The sequence below is a fragment of the Sphingobium agrisoli genome, from assembly GCF_041877245.1.
GTDB lineage: Bacteria > Pseudomonadota > Alphaproteobacteria > Sphingomonadales > Sphingomonadaceae > Sphingobium.
On record NZ_JBHDJI010000001.1, the window covers coordinates 165,580 to 185,944 of the forward strand.

Sequence of the window (20,365 nt, forward strand, 5' to 3'; positions counted from 1 at the left end):
CCTTTACGGCTGTGCCCGCGCGTGGGGGACGCCACGCGCGGGCGTCTGGATCACGCCTTGGGCGTGAGCGACCCCAGACCCTTGGGAGTCTTGATCTTCGTGCAGCTGCCCTGGGCGACGAATTTCCAGGCATCGCCCTGATAGTCGACCTTGCTGGTGCCCGCGCAGCTGGTGCCCGCGCCGGCCTTGCAGTCATTCTTGCCGGCGAGCGAGACGCCATAGCATTTTTCCATCGGCCTCTTGTCGGCGGCATGGGCCGCGCCGGCGGCGATCGTGAGGGCAAGCGTGGCGGCGATGGCGGCGTTGGTCTTCAACATGGCAAATCCTTCCTGAAACAGGGGCCGGCGCGGGGGGGGGTGCGCCATGATCCGGCAGCGTTGGCGGCGGACCATGATCGCCAATTCGCAGCAGGGCGGCGTTCGGTTACGCGAGCGATACAGGAAAATTTCTGTCGCCCCTGGCTACGGCGCTGTAACTTTTTGCGGGTCTGGCCCGAATGCGGGTTGGGGAGCGCCTATGCGAGCAAGCGAGCAGCAGTTGCGATTATGGATGATCGGCGGCCTGGAGGGCGACGCGAACGCCCATGCCGCGCTGTTGCGCGCGCTCGTGCCGCTGTTGCAGTCTTTTTACCGTCGCCGCATGAGCGGCCGGCCCGACGATATAGAGGATCTCGTGCAGGAAACGCTGATGGCGGTGCATGTGCGCCGCGCGACCTACGACCGGGACAGGCCGTTTACCGGCTGGCTGTTCGCCGTGGCGCGATACAAGATGATCGACCATTTCCGCCGCAGCCGCATCCATTGCACGGTGGAGGATGTGGCTGACATATTGGTGACCGAAGGGTTCGAGGATGCCGTGTCTGCGCGCATGGATGTCGATCGCCTGCTGGCCGACCTTCCGCCCAAGCAGGCCGATGCGATCCGCGGCACCCATGTCGAGGGCAACAGCATCGCCGACCATGCCCGGCGCATGGGAATCGGAGAATCGGACGTGAAGATATCGGTCCACCGGGGGCTGAAGGCTCTGGCCGCGCGCATCAAGGGGCCGAATTGATGGACACGGAAAAACTGATCGCCCGCCTTGCCGCCGATGTCAGGCCGGTGCCGCGCCACAGCGTCGCGCGCTGGATCGCGCTGGGGCTGGGGCTGGGCGCGGTCGGCAGCATCGCCATTGTGCTCATCGCCTTCGGGATGCGGCAGGACTGGTCGGTGGCGCTGGTGAGCTATCATTTCTGGGTAAAGTGGCTCTACACGCTATCGCTTGGGCTGGGCGCCATCCTGCTGACAGCACGGTTAGCCCGGCCCGACCCGGGGCGGCTGCGCCATCTCTGGCTGCTTGGCGTCCCCGTGATGGTGCTGGCGACGATCGGCATCGTGGAAATGTCGCGAACGGCGCCGGGCGACTGGCTGGCGATGTGGTTGGGGGGCAGCTGGCGCGATTGCCCGCGCAACGTGCTGCTGCTGTCGATGCCGATGTTCGTTGGGCTGTTGTGGGCCTACCGCCATTTCGCGCCGACCAGTCTGCGCGCGGCGGGCGCGGCGGCGGGGCTGGCGTCCGGCGCGTTCGGCGCGGCGGTCTACTGCATCCATTGCCCCGAAGTGTCGGCGATTTTCGTGCTGACCTGGTACACACTGGGCATCGCGCTGGCGAGCGCATTGGGCGCGCTGATCGGTCCCCGGCTGATGCGCTGGTAATTTCGCACGGGCGTGTAACCGGACCGGCGGCGCCTGCGAATTCTCCCATGCCATCACGGCACAGTCTTTGGGAGATTCCACCATGATCACCGTAAAGTCCGGCGTCAGCATCGCCACCACCGCCGCGCTGCTGGCGATCGCCACCGCGTCCACGACCGCCCCGGCCCTCGCCAAGGACGAGGCCAAGCTGGTGCATTGCTATGGCGTCAACAGCTGCAAGGGCACGTCCGACTGCAAGACCGCAAGCCACGACTGCAAGGGGCTCAACAGCTGCAAGGGCGATGGCTTCAAGGAAATGTCGGAAAAGGCCTGCACGGCGGCCGGCGGCAGCCTGACCGAAGCCCAGTGAGGGTCTTGCCCGGCGGTCACCCCGCCGCCGGGCAGCCTGTTGCCGCGGAGATTGCAGATGCTTGACCCTATTTTCGGCCTTGGCCTGCGAAAGGACCACTATCGCGATTTCCTGGAATCGCATGTTCCGGTCGATTTCGTCGAAGTGATCTCCGAGAATTTCATGATCGACGGCGGCCGTCCCCGAGCCATCCTGCGCCAGATACGGGAACGGCATCCGGTGGCGCTGCATGGCGTGTCGATGTCGATCGGGTCCGCCGACGGGCTGGACCGCGCCTATCTGCAACGGCTGAAGGCATTGGTGGACGAGATCGAACCGCTGTTCGTGTCCGACCATCTAAGCTGGTCGCGATTTCGCGGGTTCAGTTCGCACGACCTGTTGCCGCTGCCCTATACGCGCGAAACGCTCGACCTAGTATGCGCCAATATCGCCATGGCGCAGGACGTGCTGGGCCGGGCGATGCTGGTCGAAAATCCATCGAGCTATGTGACGTTCGGCAGGTCGACGATGACCGAATGGGAATTTCTGGACGCAATGTGCGCGCGCAGCGGCTGCGGCCTGCTGCTCGACATCAACAACATCTTCGTCGGCGCGACCAATCACCGCTTCGACCCGGTCGCCTATATCGACGCCGTCCCGGCCGAACGGGTGCGGCAGGTGCATCTTGCGGGACATAGCCAGGGCCGCGACATGCTGATCGACACGCATGACCAGCCGGTCCCGCCTGCGGTCTGGGCGCTCTATGCCCATGCCATCACCCGGCTGGGTCCGGTTGCCACGATGATCGAGCGCGACGACGCGATCCCGCCGCTTGGGCATCTCCTGGCCGAACTGGATCAGGCGCGCGCGATCGCCCGCCCCGATCGGAAAGCGGCATGAGCCTCGCCCTCATCCAGCAGGATTTCTGCGCCTGGATCGCGCGGAGTGATGCCGATGCGGCCGACCGGATCGGCAAGGGCGCGGGACCGGGCCTCGCCGTCTATCAGAACAACTATCGCGCGCAGCTCGTCGCCTGCCTGACCGAAGCCTATGAGCGGGTTCATGCGTGGATCGGCGATGAGGCTTTCCTGACGGCAGCGGCGGCCCATATCGATGCGACGCCGCCTACGCACTGGACGCTGGACGCCTACCCGGCCGGCTTCGTGGCAACGCTGACCGCGCTCTATCCCGACGATCCGGACATAGGCGAGCTTGCCTGGCTGGATCAGGCGCTGGCGCAGGCCTTTGTGGCGGCCGACGTCGATCCGGTCAGACTGGACCAGCTGGGCGCGGTGGAGTGGGATCGGGCCGTGCTGCATTTTTCGCCGAGCCTGCTGACCCGCGACGTGCACACCAACGCCGCGGCAATCTGGTCGGCGCTATCGGAAGGCGGGACGCCGCCGGCGGCCGCGCCCCTAAAGGAAGGGGCAACGCTGATGGTGTGGCGGCTCGACCATGTCTCCTGCTTTCGCACCGCCGACGACAAAGAAGCGCGCCTGCTGGGCGCCGCGCGGGCGGGGGAGCGTTTCGGCACTCTATGCGCGATCTTCGCCGACGAGATGGGCGTCGAGGATAGCGCCGCGGAGGCCGGGCGGATGCTGGGCCAGTGGCTCGCCGATGGCTTGATTGTGCGCGTTGATGGCGGGGCAGGCATCCGGTAAGCGCACGGGCGCAATCACGCTGCCCATGTCCTAAGGTTTCCGACCCATGTCCACCGCCCCAACCTATCCGCACGCGCGTTACATCGTCCTCGAACATGAGGGGGTGTGGAAGATCAACCTCGACAATAAATATTATGGCCCTTTCGCCACGCAGAAGGCGGCGGTCGAAGCCGCGACGGAGACGGCGCGCAAGGCGGCGGACGGCGGCTATCCCGCATCGGTGCTGCTGATGCAGGGCACGCGCTTCGAGACGCTGTGGACCAACCAGGAATAAACTGCATTTTGATGCAGCCTATAACATTTTTTAGTGCGCGCAGGAACCTGAAGGCGCCTTCAGTATTTAAGCCCTCCAAGTTCGCGGACCGAGGAATGACCAAGAAAGTTCTGATCGTCGAAGACGAGATTTTCGTCGCACTGGAAATCGAACAGATTGTCGAGGACGCTGGTTTCGATGTCGGGGCCATCGCCGCCGATCGGGAGGGCGCGCTTGCGAGCGCGCAGGATTGCGACATCGCGCTTGTCGACCTCAATCTGCGCGATGGACCGACCGGTCCGCAGATCGGCATGGAGCTTGCCACCCGCCACGGCATACGCGTCATTTATGTCACCGCCAATCCGGCGCAAATCGGTGAAGCCTCGGTCGCGGCGCTGGGGGTTATCACGAAGCCGTTTCGAGCGCGCAGCATATCGGCTGCGCTCAAGCTCGCCGCTGCCGAGGACCCGGACCTGACAGCCGCCGAAATCGCCGGTTTTACGCCGTTCCCGCCGCCCGGCTCATGGAGCGGGCTGGAATCGAGAGGCTGAGGCGCAGCCCATCGGGCTGCCAGTCCCGGACGATCCTGCCGCCCAGCTGCCGTTCGACGCTGAGCGTCATCAGCCGACTGCCGAACCCTTCCTGCCCGCATGGCGCGACCGGCGGCCCACCTTCTTCGCGCCAGTCGATCCGCACTGACTGCCCTTCCTGAGCGATATCCAGATGCACCCGGCCCGACGGGACCGAGAGCGCGCCATATTTGGCGGCGTTGGTGGCGAGTTCGTGGAACAGCAGCGCCAGCGGCGTGGCGGAGCGGTCGTCGATCATCGGATCGTCGCCGGTCAGAAGGATGCGCGATCCGGCATCGCTCCGATAGGGCGCGAAAATCTGTTCGAGTATGCCCCACAGGCGGCCATGCCCCTGCCCCACTTGCGGCGCGGATTCGGCGCTGTGGGGGCGCACGAAGTCATGGGCACGACCAAGGGCCAGGATGCGATCACGCAGATCGTCGGCCACGTCGCCGATCTCCGGATGCTGACGCGCCGACAGGCCGATGAGGCCGGCGATCACCGAAAAGATATTCTTGATCCGGTGCGAGAGTTCATGCGCGATCATCTCGCGCTCTTCCATCATCAGCTTCTGTTCGTGGATTTCGGTGCAGGTGCCAATCCAGCGCGTGATGACGCCATGCGCGTCACGGATCGGCAGCGCGCGGCCCAGCGTCCAGCGATAGTCGCCGCTGTGATGGCGCAGCCGATATTCGATCTCATAGGGCTCGCCGGTGGCGAGGCTGTGCCGCCAGCGACCCCACGCACGCTCCTGATCGTCGGGGTGGAACATGCCGTTCCACGCCACGCCATCGGTCGATCCGACCGGCACGCCGGTATATTCGTACCAGCGTGCATTGTAATAATCGTGGAACCCGTCCGGCAGGGTGGACCAGACCATCTGCGGCATCGTATCCGCCAGCGTGCGGAACATGCGTTCGCTGTCGGCGACGGCGGCGGCGTCCTGTTCCTGCCGAAGGATGACGTCACGGTCGCGGCGGCGGGCCTCCAGCTCGGCCATTACCTGCCGGGCCAGCAGGGTCAGACCCTGACGCTGGAGCGGGGTGAGGTCGGCACGAGGCGCGGTGTCGATGACGCAGAGCGCGCCCAGTGGCTCGCCGTCGCTCGCGACCAGCGGCGCACCGGCGTAGAAACGGATATAGGGCGGACCGGTGACGAGTTGATTGTCGGCGAAGGCGGGATCCTGCCTTGCGTCCGGCACGACGAAGATGTCCCCGCCGAGCATCGCATGAGCGCAAAAGGAGACGTCACGCGGCGTTTCCTCCGCGTCGAGGCCGGTGCGGGCGAGAAAGCGCTGGCGCACATCCTCGACGACGCTGACGAGCGCGATCGGGGCGTCGCACAGCCGCGCGGCGAAGGCGGTGATGTCGTCCAGCGTGCGGAAGCCGCCGGCATCGAAATCATAGAGGGCGAGCAGCGCGGCGCGGTCGGTCGCCAGGCCGCGTCCGTCAGCCATCGCTGGCGCGCTCGATGTCCGCGCCCACTGCCGACAATTTCTCTTCCAGCCGCTCATAGCCGCGATCGAGATGATAGACGCGGTTGACCTGAGTCTCGCCCTGCGCCGCGAGGCCGGCGAGGATGAGGCTCATCGAGGCGCGCAGGTCGGTCGCCATGACCGGCGCGCCGACGAGGCCGGAAACGCCGCGCACCACGGCGGTGCGGCCGTTGACGGCGATGTCCGCGCCCATGCGGGCGAGTTCGGGAACATGCATGTAGCGGTTCTCGAAGATGGTCTCTGTCAGGACCGATGCGCCATCGGCCAGCGTCAGCATCGCCATGAACTGCGCCTGCATGTCCGTCGGGAAAGCCGGGAAAGGCGCGGTCGAGAGGGTGAGCGGGCGCAGCTTTCCGTCGGATGAGACGCGGATGCCGTCGCGATGCACATCGACCTGCACCCCTGCGTCGCGCAGCGCGGCGAGGACGGCGTGCATATCGTCGGCGCAGGCCCCGATGAGGTCGAGCGAGCCGCCGGTGATGGCGGCGGCGCAGGCATAGCTGCCCGCCTCGATCCGGTCGGGCATGACGCTGTAGGTCGCGCCGTGCAGGCGCGGGCGGCCGTGGATCACCAGCTTGTCGCCGCCGATCCCCTCTATGTCGGCGCCCATCGCGACCAGCAGCTTGCACAGGTCCACGATCTCCGGCTCGCGCGCGGCATTTTCGAGGATGCAGGTGCCCTTGGCCAGCACGGCGGCCATTAGCGCATTTTCAGTCGCGCCCACCGAAACGACCGGGAAAGTGAAGATGCCGCCGGGCAGACCGCCATCGGGCAGGCTGGCGCGGACATAGCCGGCATGGATTTCGATGATCGCGCCGAAGGCTTCGAGCGCCTTCAAATGCAGGTCGATCGGGCGGTTGCCGATCGCGCAGCCGCCAGGCAGCGACACCCGCGCTTCGCCGGCCCGAGCGAGCAGCGGTCCCAGGACCAGGATCGAGGCCCGCATCTTGCGCACGATGTCATAGGGCGCCTCGGTCGAGGTGACGCGGCCGGCGCGCATCGTCATCACCCGGCCGAAATCCTCCGGCCGCGCGCCCTCTATCATGGTCGACACGCCCAGCTGGTTCAGCAGATGGCCGAAACTGTCCACGTCGGCAAGGCGCGGCAGGTTGCGCAGCGTCACCGGCTCGTCGGTCAGCAGCGCGCAGGGCAGCAGGGTGAGCGCGGCGTTCTTGGCGCCGGAGATCGGAAGGCGGCCGGAAAGCGCTTTGCCGCCGCGGATATGAATACGGTCCATCGCCAAGGGTTCATAGCGTCTGTGGCGCAGGGCGCAAGGCGGCTCGAGGCCCCCCTCCAGACCGGTTTGACGCCATCGGGAAACAATATTTCGTCGCCCGCTCCATCCTTGATCGAGTTTAGTGCAGCCGCCCGAAATGCAGCCAAAAGACGCCTGGGGCGTTTTGCCATCGTAACGACAATAGGGAAAAAGGTGGAGTTGGTGGCAAAAAGCTGTTTCGCGGCAAGATTGGCCAAGCAGGTCGCCTTGTCCGACGCGGAATGCAGGGCGTTGGAAAGGCTGGAGGAAAATCCCCGTAAGGTGCGGCGCGGGGCGATGATCCAGCGCGTCAACGACACCGTGACCGAATTATTCGTGCTGCGCGAGGGGCGCGTGATGAGCTTCGTCATCCTGCCCGACGGCAGCCGCCAGATATTGCGGGTCTACTTTCCCGGCGACTTCATCGGATCGGCCAGCACCATATACAGTAAGGCCCCCGAATCGCTGGTGGCGCTGTCCGACGCGGTGGTTTGCCCGTTCGACAAACACGCGCTGCGCCGGCTGCTGGAGGAGTTTCCGCGCGTCGCTGCCCTCCTGTTCCTGCTCTCCAACGCCGAGCGCGTGTCGATGACCGACCGTCTCGCTGCGCTCGGCCGCACATCAGCCAAGGCGCGGGTCGCGTCCTTCCTGCTCGACATGTTCGACCGGCTGCGGATCACCGACGAGAGCATCACCGACAGTTTCGACCTGAAGCTGACGCAGGAGGAAATCGGGGATTCGATCGGCCTCACGTCCGTCCACGTCAATCGCATGATCCGGCAAATGGAGCAGGAAGCGCTCATCAGCCGCTCCAATGGCCGCATCACCCTGCTCGACATGGCGCGGCTGGAGGAGATCGGCCATTATACCAACCGGCACAAGGATATGGACCTGGACTGGCTGCCGGTAGGGTAAGGCGAAAGACCCCAGCCTGCGCTGCGATGGCGCCATTTCTTCGCTTGCGCGCGGGCGGCTTGACCGGCACATCCTCCCCACCCCCCTAAAAGAGAGGATTCCGCATGAACCGTCTCGTCCCCTTAGCGCTTGCCGCCGCCCTTCTGCCGATAGGCGCGGCCATCGCACAGCATGCCGGCCATGGCGCGCACGCCGACCCGATCGCGGCCGCGGTGGCGGCGCCGACCCGTACCCCCGCCAATGTGGCGCGCGACAAATATCGCCACCCTGTCGATACGCTGACCTTCTTTGGCGTGACGCCGGGGCAGACCGTGGTCGAATATTCGCCGAGCGGCGGATGGTACACCGAAATCCTGGCGCCGCTGCTGGCGCGATCCGGTGCCTTCTACGCGCTCCAGCCGACCGGCGGCTACCTGCCCAAATATAAGGAATTCCTGGCCGCCAAGCCCGACGTCTATGGCAAGGTGAAGGTCGTCGCCTATCCCGAGGAGGCAGCGCAAATCCCGGCGAACAGCGTCGACACGGTCCTCACCTTCCGCAACGTGCACAATATGGTCATGGGCGGAAAGGAAGGCGAGACGTTCAAGGCCTTCTTCACCATGCTCAAGCCCGGCGGCACGCTGGGGGTGGTCGATCATCGCCTGCCTGAGGATCGCGACACGGCGCTTGAGAAGACGAGCGGATATCTCAAGGTCTCGACCATAAAGCGCATCGCGCAGGAGGCGGGCTTCGAATATGTCGGCGCGTCGGAAGTGAACGCCAATCCCAAGGATACGGCGGACTGGGAAAAGGGGGTGTGGACCCTGCCGCCGGTGCTCCGCAATGGCGAGGTCGACAAGGCCAAATATCTCGCCATCGGCGAAAGCGACCGGATGACGCTCAAATTCCGCAAGCCTCTCACGTGACAAGTGGCCCGGTTGCGCTGCGGCGCGACCGGGTTAAGGGGGTGGCGTGACCGCCGCCCCTGCCCCCCGCCCCCATCGCCCGATGCTGGCGATGATTCTGCGCCTGACCGCGGTCCTCTGCCTGTCGATCATGTTCATCACCGGCCGGATCGCCGCCAATCATGGCGTCAACCTGGTCGAGACGGCCTTCTACCGGCAACTCATCGCGTTGCCGGTGGTGTTCGTCACCGTCGCGATGACCAGCGGCATCGGTTCGATCCGGACCCGTCGCATCGGCGTCCACGCCAGCCGCATGGCCATCGGGCTGCTGGGGCTGATGCTCAACTTTCTTTCCTATATCCTGCTACCCCCGGCCGAAGCCGCGACCATCGGCTTTACCATGCCCATTTTCGGCACGATCCTGTCCGCGCTGATCCTGCGCGAGGCGACAGGCATCCATCGGTGGGGTGCCGTGCTGCTGGGCTTTGCCGGCGTGCTGATCATGGTTCGCCCCGAATCGGGCCATTTCCCGGTCGAGGGCGTCGCCGTCGCCATAGCCGCCGCGCTTCTGACCGCGACGGTCAGCCTGATCCTGCGCGAGCTGGGACGCACCGAGCAGCCGGCCGTCATCGTCTTCTGGTTCACCCTGCTGTCGATGGCGCCGCTGAGCGTCGCCTTGCCCTTCTACGGTCAGGCGCATGATGCGGAAATCTGGGGGCTGCTGATCCTGATCGGGCTGGTCGGCGGCGCGGCTCAAATCCTGCTGACGGCGGCGCTGCGCTTCGGTCCGGTGTCGGTCGTGCTGCCGATGGATTATAGCGCGATCATCTGGACGACGTTGCTCGGCGCGTTCATCGGCGAAGGATGGCCGATGGCGACGACGTGGATCGGCGCGACCCTCATCATCGCCAGCGGCCTCTATATCGCCTGGCGCGAGCATGTCCTTGCCCGACCGCCAGTGGTCAGCTCAGCAGTTCCGCCTCAAGGCTGATCTCGGCCTTCAGCAGCTTGGAGATGGGGCAGTTGGCCTTCGCCTTGCCGGCCAGTTCCTGGAAGGTCGCGTCGTCCGCGCCAGGAATGGTGGCCTTGAGCGTCAGGCGGCTCGCTGTGACGGCATAGCCGCCATCCTGGCTCTCCAGCGTCACCACGGCATTGGTTTCCATCTTCTCGGCGGCGAGGCCCGCTTCGCCCAGAATCAGCGAGAGCGCCATGGTGAAGCAGGAGGCATGGGCGGCGGCGACCAGTTCCTCGGGGTTGCTGCCCGGCTGGCCCTCAAAGCGGGTGGCAAAGCCATAGGGATAGGCGCTCAATGCCCCGCTCTGGGTCGAGATCGCGCCCTTCCCGTCCTTGAGGCCGCCGGTCCAGACCGCCGAGCCGCTACGATTGATCTTCATGGCCTTGTGCTCCTTTCGAGGTGAGGCGGAGGAACCCTTGCGAGCGCCCCCGGTTGCACCAGCATAGCCCATTTTTTGCAACGCGCGTGACGTCATGCGCTTTGCCGGAAATGGTGGCCTGCCGGGCGCATCGCGCTAGAAGTTGTACAGCGAGTTGGACAGTTGTTTGGCGTGTTTTCCGACTGCCCAGATTTCACCACATTTCGTCGCCAGCCCATTGTCTATCGCTGAGATAGAATTAAATCATCAGGCTCGCAACGAAGGATGAGGATCAGACTATGGAGCGATTCGGTTTCACGAGCGAGGCGCGCCAGCCGGTCGTGCTGACCATCCCCGGCCTCAACAATAGCGGGCCGGGCCATTGGCAGAGTTTGTGGGAGCAAAAGCGCGGCGATTGCCAACGGGTGGACCTCGGCAGCTGGGCCAGTCCCAACCGCAACGCCTGGGTTACGCGGCTCGATGCGGCGATCCGGGAAGCCAACGGCCCGGTCGTTCTGGCCGCCCATAGCCTCGGCTGCATGGCGGTCGCCTGGTGGGGCGCGCTCCAGAGCCAGGCCTATGGCTGGCCGGTGACCGGCGCGCTGCTGGTCGCGCCGCCCGACTGCGACCGGATGGAGACGCCCGAGACGATCGGCGGCTTCGGCCCGACGCCGCGCGCGCAACTGCCCTTCCCCTCGATCCTCGTCGCCAGCCGTGACGATCCCTATATCTTCTTCGAGCGCGCCCACAGCGTCGGCAAGAATTGGGGCAGCCAGTTCGTCGATGCGGGCCATGCAGGTCACATCAACGCGGATTCGGGGCTGGGTGACTGGGCGTTCGGCCAGGCTTTGCTGGAGCGGCTGATCGACAACGCGCAGGAGCAGGCGACCGCCGTGCGGCAGATGCGTCCGGCCGCGCCCCTTCTGCCGCAGGAAAAACCGGCGCAGCCGCTCCACCCATAAGCCTCACCCCCAAGGGGCGCGACAAGACAAACTTGCGCGCCCCTTATATTTGCTTTTTTGTCTATCTTAACAGTTGAGATAATAGGTCGGAAAGAGGGCCATATGAACGAACAGGGACATTCCGCATTCCATCACGCCCGCGCCGACGCGCAGCGTCCCGACATCCTCGCCAGCATCGACAAGGTGCGCGGCGTGCTGGAAGGGCTGCGGTTCGGATCGATCACGCTGACCGTGCATGACGCGCGCGTGGTGCAGATCGACGTGACGGAAAAGACGCGCCTGACCGCCGGCCAGGCGTGACGAGCGCGCAATGAGACAAGGGCCAACCGGCCCATGGCGGCAGGGGGTGAGCCGCCGATCATAGCGATCATCCCAATATTAACGGCCATGACCGGACCGCCGGAATTGCCGCGATCAAAGACCACCGGACAGCCGGATTAAAGGGGATCATCATGATTGCGCGTACCATATTGCTTGCCGGCGTGGCGGGCTCGACCTTCATCGCGACCGCCGCTTCGGCGCAGACCGCAGCGCCGATACCGGCGGCGGAGGCAGCACCCGAGCAGGACGCCACCAGCGGATCGCCGCGCGGCGACGTGATCGTCGTCACCGCCCGCCGTCGCACCGAAACCGCGCAGGAAGTGCCGCTCGCCATCTCGGTCGTGCGCGGCGACAGCATTGAGGCGACCGGCAACTTCAACATCGTGAAGCTGCAACAGCTGGCCCCGACGCTTCAGGTCTATACCACCAACCCGCGCAATACGTCGGTCAACATCCGTGGGCTTGGCGTGCCGTTCGGCCTGACCAGCGACGGGTTCGAGCAGGGCGTGGGCATCTATGTCGACGATGTCTATAACAGCCGCGTCGCCGCCGCGACCTTCGACTTTCTGGACGTGGCGCAGGTCGAAGTGCTGCGCGGGCCGCAGGGCACGCTGTACGGCAAGAACACGACCGCCGGCGCGATCAACATCACGACCAACCAGCCGACCTTCGATTTCGAGGGCCGCGCTGAACTGAGCGTCGGCAACCTCAACTACAAGCAGGCGAAGGCGGCCATTTCCGGCCCGCTGACCGACAAGATCGCCGCCCGCGTTGCGATCGCCGCGACCAGCCGGCGGGGCACCCTGTTCAACGTGACCAGCGATCGCTGGATCAACGAGCAGGACAATCTGGGCATTCGCGGTCAATTGCTGTTCCAGCCCAACGACGACCTCGCCATCACGCTGGCGGGCGATTACAGCCGCCAAGACCCCGAATGCTGCGGCACGACCTTCGTCCGTGTCGGTCGCACCCAGCGCGCCCTGTCGCGTCAATATGACGCGCTGGTCGCCGCCGCCAACGCCGCCAATCCGGGCCTCAACTACCGGGTGCCGAGCCGCAATCCCTACGACCGGCTGAGCGACCTCGATTCGAGCCTGAACGCGGGCAATAAGATCGGCGGCGCGTCGCTGCGCGTGAAGTGGGATGTCGGCCCCGGCACGCTGACATCGGTCACCGCCTGGCGCTTCTGGGACTGGAAGCCCGAAAATGACCGCGACTTCACCGGCCTGTCGATCGTGTCCAAGTCGCAGAACCCGTCGCAGCAGGACCAGTATAGCCAGGAATTCCGGTATAATTACGAAAGCCAGGATATCGACTTCGTCGTCGGCCTGTTCGGCTTCAAGCAGCGGATCGACACACAGGGCACCGAGCAGCAGGGCCGCCATGCGACCAAATGGAGCCTCGCGCCCTCGGCCGACCCGCTCAACGCCTATAATCGCGATGTCCTGAATGGCCTGACCGCCAGCAACACCCAGTGGCTGAAGGCCGACAGCGCCGCCCTGTTCGGGCAGCTGAGCTGGAAAGTGACCGACGCACTGACCATCCAGCCTGGCGCGCGCGTCAATTACGACAAGAAGTCGGGCTTCTACCAGCGCGTCGTCACCAACGGCCAGGGCCAGGTCATCAGTTGCACCGCCATTCCCGCGCCCGGCACCATCGCGGGAAGCTCCGCCCAGTGCGGCGTCTATCAGCCGCAGGTCAGCGCCCCGTCCGACAGCGCGTGGAACTTCACCTATGACTTCAACGTCAACTACAAGATCGCGCGAGACGTGCTGGCCTACGCCACCTATGCCAAGAGCTTCAAGACGCTGGGCATCAACCAAAACGGCCTGCCGCTCAACGCCGACAATACGGTGAACTTCGCCGCCGGCACGGTGAAGCCCGAATCGGTCAACCATTATGAGATCGGCCTCAAGAGCCAGTTCTGGGACCGTCGCGCGACCTTCAACCTCACCGCCTTCCGCACGGAGATCAAGAATTTCCAGGCGACGGTGAATGGCGGGCAGTTCGGCACGGTGCGCGGCTATCTCGCCAATGCGGGCAAGGTCCGCTCGCAGGGGATCGAGGCGGACTTCAAGGTGGTCGCCAGCGACCGCTTCACCGCCTATGCGAACGGCGCCTACACCGACGCCAAATATAAGAAGTTCGTCGACGCGCCCTGCCCGCCCGAACTGTCGGGCGGCACCTTCCAGCCGGCGGGCGCGACCCCGGACTATTCGCAGCCCGGCGTCCCCGGCGCGCTCAGCCCGCGCCAGTGCGACATCAGCGGCCAGCGCCTTCCGGGCGTGTCCAAATGGGCGTTTTCCTACGGGGCGGAGGCGAACCTGCCGGTCACGCTGCTGGACAAGGACGGCCAGGTCTATCTGGGCGTCGACGGCAGCTATCGCTCGCACTGGAACTCCAACGCGTCGCCCTCCATCTACACCGAGGTGAAGGGCTATGCGCTCACCAACTTCCGCGCCGGTTTCAGGGGCGAAGGGTTCGACGTGTTCGGCTGGGTCCGCAACGCCTTCGACGTGAACTATATCGAGAACCTCCAGGTCGCGCCGGGCAATACCGGCCTGATCGCCGGCCAGGTCGGCGATCCGCAGACCTGGGGCGGGACGATCAAGTTCAGCTTCTGATGATGCGAGTGGAATGGGGCGGCACGATGCCGCCCCGTTTGCTTGCGGCGATGCATTAGACTATATTCGGTCCCTATTTGATCGAGGACCGTTTCATGCGCTATTCCACCCGGATCAAACCGATCAGCTATTTCAAGGCCAATGCCGCCGAAATCCTCGCCGAACTTAACGACGGCGCGGAGCCGATGATCCTTACCCAAAATGGCGAGGCGAAGGCGATCGTCCAGGACATCCGGGAATATGAAAAGACCCAGGAGACGCTGGCGATGCTGAAAATCGTGGCGCTGGGCCTGGAGGATTTCAAGGCCGGGCGCACGATCCCCTGGGATGAAGCCGTAGCCCAGTTGAAAGCGCGTGACCGGGCCGACGATGCGTGACACGCGCTACGACGTGATATTGACCGGGCCGGCCAGCGACGATCTCCGGTCCATCCACGCTTATGTCGCAGAGGTCCGGACCGTCGAGGATGCTGACGATCTGCTGGACCGACTAACCGAACGCGTCCGGTCGTTACAGAATTTTCCGTTGCGCGGTTCTGTTCCTCAGGAACTGACGGCATCCGGCATGAAGGACGTAAGACAGCTTGTGTATCCGCCCTATCGCCTGATCTATAGCGTAGTGGAAAATGTCGTGCTTATCCTGTTGGTGTCCGATGGGCGTCGAGACATGCGAACATTGATGGAGCAAAGGCTGCTCAACAGGTAGCGGCGCCATCCCTCCGACATTTGCGCGCCCGGCTCGGCTGGGCTAAGCCGCGCGCCATGTCCACGACCTTCACGCTCGACACCGCGACCAGCCGCGCCAACCCCACCCCCGCGCCGATGAAGCGGCTGACCGTGCCCGCCGTCCAGCGCCGCAAGGTGGATGGCCGCACCGCCGATCCGCTGGTGATGCTGACCGCCTATACCGCGCGGCAGGCGCAGCTGCTCGATCCGCATTGCGACATGCTGCTGGTGGGCGATTCGCTGGGGCAGGTGATCTACGGACTCCCCTCCACCCTCGCGGTCACGCTCGACATGATGATCGCGCATGGCGCGGCGGTGGTGCGGGGCAGCTATCATAGCCTGGTCATCGTCGACATGCCCTTCGGTAGCTATGAAGCATCGCCGGCCCAAGCCTTCGCCAACGCCAGCCGGATCATGGCGGAGACGGGCGCGGCGGCGGTCAAGCTGGAGGGCGGGGTCGCCATGGCGGAGACGATCGCGTTCCTTTCCCAGCGCGGCATTCCGGTCATGGCGCATGTGGGCCTCACCCCGCAGGCGGTGAACGCGCTGGGCGGCTATGGCGCGCGCGGCAAGAGCCGGGAAGAGCATGAGAAGATCGTGTCCGACGCCAGGGCGGTCGCCGACGCAGGCGCGTTCGCCATGGTGATCGAGGGCGTGATGGAGGAGATCGCGATCGCCGTGACGGACAGCGTGCCGGTGCCCGTGATCGGCATCGGCGCGTCGGCGCATTGCGACGGGCAGGTACTCGTCACCGAAGACATGCTGGGCATGTTCGATCGGGTGCCGCGCTTCGTCAAACGGTTCGAGAATATCGCCGAGATCATCGGGCGGACGGCGGAACGCTACGCCGCCGATGTGCGCGCCCGCGCCTTCCCCACCGACGAACAGGTCTATCGCCCGAAAAAGTGATTTGCCTGGCCGCAGAGCGCCGCTATTGATCCCGCCTTCTATCGCATTCGTTTCTGTTCCGTTGCCTGGAGAATATCGTGGCCCTGACGCCGCAAAATAGCGAAGTCTTCATGCGCGAGGTCGACGAGGCCGTCCGTCAGGACCAGCTTCTGACCTTCTGGCAGCGTTATGGCCGCATTGCCCTGGCGGTCGTGATCCTGGGCCTCGCCGCGTTCGGCGGGTGGCTTTACTGGCAGCATTATAGCCGTCAGCAGTCCGAAGCCGTATCGGAAAAGATGGACGCGGTGCTGACCACGGCCACAGGGGGAGGCACGCCCGACGTCAAGGAACTGGACGCGCTGACCAAGGCGAGCCAGCCGGGCTATCGCGCCTCCGCCCTTCTGACGAAGGCGGGCCTTGCCGCGCGCAAGGGCGATACCAAGAGCGCGGTCGCGATCTACAGCGCCATGGCGGCCGATAAGGGGCTGGACCAGCCCTATCGCGACCTCGCGCTGGTCCGTCAGACGGCGCTCGAATATGATAGCCTGAAACCCCAGCAGGTCGTCGATCGGCTGAAGCCGCTGGCGGTCGAGGGCGCGCCCTGGTTCGGCAGCGCGGGCGAACTGGTGGCGCTGGCCTATGCTGCCATGGGCAAGACCGACCTTGCGGGGCCGATGTTCGCCGCCATGGCGAAGGACAAGAATGTCCCAGAAACCATCCGTTCACGCGCGCGTCAGATGGCGGGTGCGATGGGCGTCGATGCGGTCGAGATTCCGGCCGAAACCACCGAAGGATGATGAAGCCGATGGCGATCAAGAAGTTGGGGCATGTCGTCACCATGGCGGCGATGATCGCGCTGCTGGGCGGGTGCGGCATCATCGGCGGGAAGAAGGGCGGCCCCAAGACCCCCGTGGTAGGCAACCGCGTCTCCATCCTGTCCAACGAACAGGGCGTCGAGGTCGATCCCGCGCTGGCGGATGTGCCCGTCACCCTGCCCGCGCCGGTCGTGAACGACGCCTGGGCGCAGCCGGGCGGCGACCCGTCCAAGATGGTCGGCCATGTTTCGCTCGGCGGGTCGCCGAGCCAGCTCTGGTCCACATCGATCCAGGGCAGCTCGCCCCAGGCGCGCCTTGCGGCTGCGCCGGTCGTGTCGGGTGGCAGGCTGTTCGTGATCGACGCCGGCGCGCATGTCATCGCGTTCGACGCGGCGAGCGGCAGCAAGGTGTGGCAGACCAGCCTTCCGGCCGAAGGCAAGGGCAATGGCCGCGCGCTGTTCGGCGGCGGTGTCAGCGCGATCGGCGACAAGCTGTTTGCCAGCACCGGCCTAGGCGACGTGTTCGCGCTCAACGCTGCGGACGGGTCCATCGTCTGGAAAAAGCACCCCGGCGGCCCGCTGCGCGGCGCGCCGACGCTGGAAAACGGCCATGTCTATGTGATGGGCCAGGACAATCAGATTTTCGCGCTGAACCAGTCGGACGGCGAAACACAGTGGACCGATAGCGGCACGTTGCAGGTCACCGGCATCTTCGGCGTCGCCGCCCCGGCGGCCGCGCAGGGCACCGTGATCGCGGGCTATAGCTCGGGCGAAATCACCGCCTATCGTTATGAGAATGGCCGAACCCTGTGGGGCGACGCGCTGTCGCGCACCAGCATTTCGACGGCGGTCGCGACGCTGACCGACATTGATGCCGACCCGGTGATCGATCGCGGCCGCGTGTTCGCGATCGGCCAGGGTGGGCGAATGGCGTCCTATGAACTCACCAGCGGCCAGCGCCTGTGGGAAATCAATATCGCCGGTATCTCGACCCCGTGGATCGCCGGCGAATGGGTGTTCGCCGTCACCAGCGACGCGCGCCTGCTTTGCGTCGCACGCGCGACCGGCAAGATCCGCTGGGTCAGCCAGCTGCGCCGCTGGCAGAAGGAAAAGAAGAAGGACAAGGCGATCCGTTGGACCGGGCCGATTCTGGCCGGCAACCGGCTGATCGTCGTGTCGACGCGCGGCGAGATGGTCTATGCCGACCCCGCGACGGGCGCGGTGCAGGCGACGGTCGATCTGGACCGTTCCATGTCCCTGTCGCCGATCGTCGCCAACAATGTGCTTTACGTGCTGGCGGACGACGGGAAGCTGACGGCGTTCCGTTAACGCCCGAATTGCAGAAAACTCGTGCTCCTGCGAAAGCGGGAGCCTAGGGTGAGGCAGGTGACCTTGAGCCCTGGGCTCCTGCTTTCGCAGGAGCACGGCGTGTATCGCCCAGGTTTGATTTTGGAAGGAAATGGGCCATGCTGCCCACGGTAGCGATCGTCGGACGGCCCAATGTCGGCAAGTCCACCCTGTTCAACCGGCTGGTCGGCAAGAAGCTGGCGCTGGTGGACGACCAGCCCGGCGTCACCCGCGACCGGCGGGAGGGGGAGGCGCATCTGCTCGGCCTCGATTTCACCATCGTCGACACCGCCGGTTACGAGGATGAGGACGCCCAGTCGCTGCCCGGCCGGATGCGGATGCAGACCGAAGCGGCGGTCGACAATTGCGATGTCGCCTTGTTCATGATCGACGCGCGCGCCGGCGTCACGCCGCTGGACGAGGAGATCGCCCGCTGGCTGCGCGCCAACGACGCGCCCGTGGTGCTGGTCGCCAACAAGGCGGAGGGGAAGGCAGCAGACCCCGGCGTGATGGAATCGTTCGGCCTGGGCCTGGGTGAACCGATCCCCTTTTCCGCCGAGCATGGGCAGGGCCTTGCCGACCTGTTCCAGGCGTTGCTGCCCCATCTGGAGCGCGAGGATGGCGTGGCGCATGAGAAGGAATTTTACGAGGACGACGAAAGCGCGCCGCTAAAGCTCGCCATCGTCGGCCGGCCCAATGCGGGCAAATCGACGCTTATCAACCGGCTGCTCGGCGAAAACCGCCTGCTGACCGGGCCGGAAGCGGGCATCACGCGCGACAGCATCGCCGTGGAATGGTCCTGGACCAGCCGCGACGGGTTGGAACGCCCCGTCCGCCTGATCGACACGGCCGGTATGCGGAAACGCGCCAAGGTGCAGGACAAGCTGGAGAAGCTGGCGGTCAGCGACGGGCTCAACGCCGTGAATTTCGCCGAGGTGGTCGTGCTGCTGCTCGATTCGACGCGCGGGTTGGAAGCGCAGGATCTGCGGATCGCCGACAAGGTGCTGGAGGAAGGGCGCGCGCTCGTCATCGCGCTCAACAAATGGGATACGGTCGAGAATGGATCGGCCCTGTATCAGGGCATCAAGAAGGCGCTGGACGATGGGCTGGCGCAGGTGCGCGGCGTGCCGATCATGACCGTCTCCGCTGCGACCGGAAAGGGTCTGGACGACCTGATCCATGTCGCGTTCGAGACCCGCACCGCCTGGTCGCAGCGCATTTCGACCGGCGTGCTCAACCGCTGGTTCGAGCGCGCGCTGGAGGCCAATCCGCCGCCCGCGCCCGGCGGCAAGCGGATCAAGCTGCGCTACATCACCCAGAACAAGACCCGCCCGCCGACCTTCGTGCTATTCGGCACGCGGCTCGACGAACTGCCCGAAAGCTATCGCCGCTATCTGGTAAACGGCATCCGCAAGGAGCTGGGCTTTGGCGCGGTGCCGGTACGGCTGACGCTGCGGAGCGCCAAGAACCCCTATGGCAATAAATGAGGCGTCGCCTGTCGAGGTCAACGCGCGGGGGATGAAATGCCCGTGGCCCGCGCTCCGCGCCGCGCGGGCGATGCGGGAGGCTGAAGCCATCCTGATCGAAGCCGATGATCCGATCGCGGCGACCGAACTGGCGGCGCTGGCGCAAGCGAATGGCTGGTCCTTCGCCCGGCTGGACGATCATTGCTTCGCCATGTCGCGGCATGTCTGAATTGTTTCGGCAATCCATTGCTTTGCCCGGTGCTTTAACTCCCTGTTTACGCGCCGTGCCTATATCCGGCGCGGGGTGTGAAGGAGCACATTGGTGTCCCACCAAGATACCGAACTGGTGAATTGGAGCGATTTTGCCCGGACTCGCGCCGAGTTGGGGACTGCCTTTCTGCGCATCCTCGGCTATTTCCGCGAGGATGGCGTGAAGTCGATCAGCGCCGTGGAGGATGCCTTCCGTGCGCGCAACGCCGTTGCGCTCGTCGTTCCCGCCCATACGCTGAAGGGCGAATCGGCACAGTTCGGCGCCTATCGCCTGAGCGCGATGGCCGAGCAGATCGAGATGACGGCGCGCCGTTGCGTCGAGAATCGCGAGAGCCCGGACGAACTGATCGAAACCGTCGTCGCGCTGCGCCCCTGCTTTACCGAGACGATGGCGCTGCTCGATCGCGATGCCAATCCGCTCGTCGCTCGCCGCCCTGCCACTTTCGGCCGCCGGGTCGAAGCGCCCGTTCAGGGATTTGGGCGGGCGGTCTGATCCCGTCTTGAACTGAAACCCATATTGC

Annotated in this window: 25 protein-coding genes; 21 read left to right on the forward strand and 4 right to left on the reverse strand. The window is 65.3% G+C overall.

What is annotated here, in order from left to right; translation table 11 throughout:
- Positions 1 to 50 precede the first annotated feature (50 nt).
- Positions 51 to 317, reverse strand: coding sequence for a BufA1 family periplasmic bufferin-type metallophore (locus ACETPF_RS00770; RefSeq protein ID WP_373932362.1), 267 nt, complete (start codon positions 315 to 317; stop codon positions 51 to 53).
- A gap of 199 nt (positions 318 to 516) precedes the next feature.
- Here ACETPF_RS00770 and ACETPF_RS00775 point away from each other — a divergent pair, with 199 nt between their 5' ends.
- From ACETPF_RS00775 to ACETPF_RS00805, 7 genes are all read left to right on the forward strand, one after another.
- Positions 517 to 1,053, forward strand: coding sequence for a sigma-70 family RNA polymerase sigma factor (locus tag ACETPF_RS00775; RefSeq protein WP_373932363.1), 537 nt, complete (start codon positions 517 to 519; stop codon positions 1,051 to 1,053).
- The gene (locus ACETPF_RS00780) at positions 1,053 to 1,694 is read left to right on the forward strand and encodes a DUF1109 domain-containing protein (RefSeq protein WP_373932364.1); all 642 of its coding nucleotides are present in this window, start codon (positions 1,053 to 1,055) and stop codon (positions 1,692 to 1,694) included. The genes ACETPF_RS00775 and ACETPF_RS00780 overlap by 1 nt, the downstream gene beginning before the upstream one ends.
- 82 nt (positions 1,695 to 1,776) lie before the next feature.
- Positions 1,777 to 2,043, forward strand: a complete 267-nt coding sequence (gene bufA2, locus ACETPF_RS00785) for a BufA2 family periplasmic bufferin-type metallophore (protein WP_373932365.1) — start codon at positions 1,777 to 1,779, stop codon at positions 2,041 to 2,043.
- Positions 2,044 to 2,100: 57 nt separating this feature from the next.
- A complete protein-coding gene (gene bufB / locus ACETPF_RS00790; protein WP_373932366.1) occupies positions 2,101 to 2,922 on the forward strand; it encodes an MNIO family bufferin maturase in 822 nt (273 codons plus the stop codon).
- Entirely contained in the window at positions 2,919 to 3,683 is a 765-nt protein-coding gene (locus tag ACETPF_RS00795; protein WP_373932367.1) for an HvfC/BufC family peptide modification chaperone, read from the forward strand. Before bufB ends, ACETPF_RS00795 begins: the two co-directional genes overlap by 4 nt.
- A gap of 46 nt (positions 3,684 to 3,729) precedes the next feature.
- A complete protein-coding gene (locus ACETPF_RS00800; protein WP_373932368.1) occupies positions 3,730 to 3,957 on the forward strand; it encodes a DUF2188 domain-containing protein in 228 nt (75 codons plus the stop codon).
- 95 nt (positions 3,958 to 4,052) lie between these two features.
- On the forward strand, positions 4,053 to 4,487 hold the full coding sequence (locus ACETPF_RS00805; RefSeq protein ID WP_373933033.1) for a response regulator: 435 nt from the start codon (positions 4,053 to 4,055) through the stop codon (positions 4,485 to 4,487).
- Here ACETPF_RS00805 and ACETPF_RS00810 read toward each other — a convergent pair.
- Together ACETPF_RS00810 and murA are read right to left on the reverse strand one after the other, a co-directional pair.
- A complete protein-coding gene (locus tag ACETPF_RS00810; protein WP_373932369.1) occupies positions 4,435 to 5,961 on the reverse strand; it encodes a PAS domain-containing protein in 1,527 nt (508 codons plus the stop codon). The two genes, ACETPF_RS00805 and ACETPF_RS00810, sit on opposite strands and share 53 nt — an antisense overlap.
- Positions 5,954 to 7,237 carry a UDP-N-acetylglucosamine 1-carboxyvinyltransferase gene (gene murA, locus ACETPF_RS00815; protein ID WP_373932370.1) on the reverse strand — a complete coding sequence of 428 codons (1,284 nt, stop codon included), beginning with the start codon at positions 7,235 to 7,237 and terminating at the stop codon, positions 5,954 to 5,956. The genes ACETPF_RS00810 and murA overlap by 8 nt, the downstream gene beginning before the upstream one ends.
- Positions 7,238 to 7,435: 198 nt before the next feature.
- Here murA and ACETPF_RS00820 point away from each other — a divergent pair, with 198 nt between their 5' ends.
- The 3 genes from ACETPF_RS00820 to ACETPF_RS00830 all read left to right on the forward strand — a co-directional run bounded on the left by ACETPF_RS00820 (position 7,436) and on the right by ACETPF_RS00830 (position 10,045).
- Positions 7,436 to 8,170, forward strand: coding sequence for a Crp/Fnr family transcriptional regulator (locus tag ACETPF_RS00820; RefSeq protein WP_373932371.1), 735 nt, complete (start codon positions 7,436 to 7,438; stop codon positions 8,168 to 8,170).
- 104 nt (positions 8,171 to 8,274) lie between these two features.
- On the forward strand, positions 8,275 to 9,075 hold the full coding sequence (locus tag ACETPF_RS00825; RefSeq protein ID WP_373932372.1) for a class I SAM-dependent methyltransferase: 801 nt from the start codon (positions 8,275 to 8,277) through the stop codon (positions 9,073 to 9,075).
- A gap of 82 nt (positions 9,076 to 9,157) precedes the next feature.
- On the forward strand, positions 9,158 to 10,045 hold the full coding sequence (locus ACETPF_RS00830; RefSeq protein WP_373933034.1) for a DMT family transporter: 888 nt from the start codon (positions 9,158 to 9,160) through the stop codon (positions 10,043 to 10,045).
- Here the strand turns inward: ACETPF_RS00830 and ACETPF_RS00835 are convergent.
- Positions 10,017 to 10,448, reverse strand: coding sequence for an OsmC family protein (locus tag ACETPF_RS00835; protein ID WP_373932373.1), 432 nt, complete (start codon positions 10,446 to 10,448; stop codon positions 10,017 to 10,019). The two genes, ACETPF_RS00830 and ACETPF_RS00835, sit on opposite strands and share 29 nt — an antisense overlap.
- Positions 10,449 to 10,726: 278 nt before the next feature.
- On the opposite strand from ACETPF_RS00835, the gene ACETPF_RS00840 reads away from it, so the two are divergent.
- The 11 genes from ACETPF_RS00840 to ACETPF_RS00890 all read left to right on the forward strand — a co-directional run bounded on the left by ACETPF_RS00840 (position 10,727) and on the right by ACETPF_RS00890 (position 20,337).
- Entirely contained in the window at positions 10,727 to 11,389 is a 663-nt protein-coding gene (locus tag ACETPF_RS00840; RefSeq protein WP_373932374.1) for an RBBP9/YdeN family alpha/beta hydrolase, read from the forward strand.
- 102 nt (positions 11,390 to 11,491) lie between these two features.
- Complete coding sequence (locus tag ACETPF_RS00845) at positions 11,492 to 11,689, forward strand: YezD family protein (RefSeq protein ID WP_373932375.1); 198 nt, start codon at positions 11,492 to 11,494, stop codon at positions 11,687 to 11,689.
- Between the two features lie 152 nt (positions 11,690 to 11,841).
- A complete protein-coding gene (locus tag ACETPF_RS00850) occupies positions 11,842 to 14,334 on the forward strand; it encodes a TonB-dependent receptor (protein ID WP_373932376.1) in 2,493 nt (830 codons plus the stop codon).
- Between the two features lie 77 nt (positions 14,335 to 14,411).
- Entirely contained in the window at positions 14,412 to 14,711 is a 300-nt protein-coding gene (locus tag ACETPF_RS00855; protein ID WP_373932377.1) for a type II toxin-antitoxin system Phd/YefM family antitoxin, read from the forward strand.
- A complete protein-coding gene (locus ACETPF_RS00860) occupies positions 14,704 to 15,039 on the forward strand; it encodes a type II toxin-antitoxin system RelE/ParE family toxin (protein ID WP_373932378.1) in 336 nt (111 codons plus the stop codon). Before ACETPF_RS00855 ends, ACETPF_RS00860 begins: the two co-directional genes overlap by 8 nt.
- Positions 15,040 to 15,095: 56 nt before the next feature.
- Positions 15,096 to 15,968: a 3-methyl-2-oxobutanoate hydroxymethyltransferase gene (gene panB / locus ACETPF_RS00865; RefSeq protein WP_373932379.1), complete on the forward strand. Its 873-nt coding sequence runs from the start codon at positions 15,096 to 15,098 to the stop codon at positions 15,966 to 15,968.
- A 77-nt stretch (positions 15,969 to 16,045) separates the two neighbouring features.
- A complete protein-coding gene (locus ACETPF_RS00870; protein WP_373932380.1) occupies positions 16,046 to 16,744 on the forward strand; it encodes a tetratricopeptide repeat protein in 699 nt (232 codons plus the stop codon).
- Between the two features lie 8 nt (positions 16,745 to 16,752).
- On the forward strand, positions 16,753 to 18,090 hold the full coding sequence (locus ACETPF_RS00875) for an outer membrane protein assembly factor BamB family protein (protein WP_373932381.1): 1,338 nt from the start codon (positions 16,753 to 16,755) through the stop codon (positions 18,088 to 18,090).
- Between the two features lie 137 nt (positions 18,091 to 18,227).
- Positions 18,228 to 19,595, forward strand: a complete 1,368-nt coding sequence (der, locus tag ACETPF_RS00880) for a ribosome biogenesis GTPase Der (protein ID WP_373932382.1) — start codon at positions 18,228 to 18,230, stop codon at positions 19,593 to 19,595.
- Positions 19,582 to 19,803: a sulfurtransferase TusA family protein gene (locus ACETPF_RS00885; protein WP_373932383.1), complete on the forward strand. Its 222-nt coding sequence runs from the start codon at positions 19,582 to 19,584 to the stop codon at positions 19,801 to 19,803. Before der ends, ACETPF_RS00885 begins: the two co-directional genes overlap by 14 nt.
- Positions 19,804 to 19,896: 93 nt before the next feature.
- Positions 19,897 to 20,337, forward strand: a complete 441-nt coding sequence (locus ACETPF_RS00890) for an Hpt domain-containing protein (RefSeq protein WP_373932384.1) — start codon at positions 19,897 to 19,899, stop codon at positions 20,335 to 20,337.
- Positions 20,338 to 20,365 lie beyond the last annotated feature (28 nt).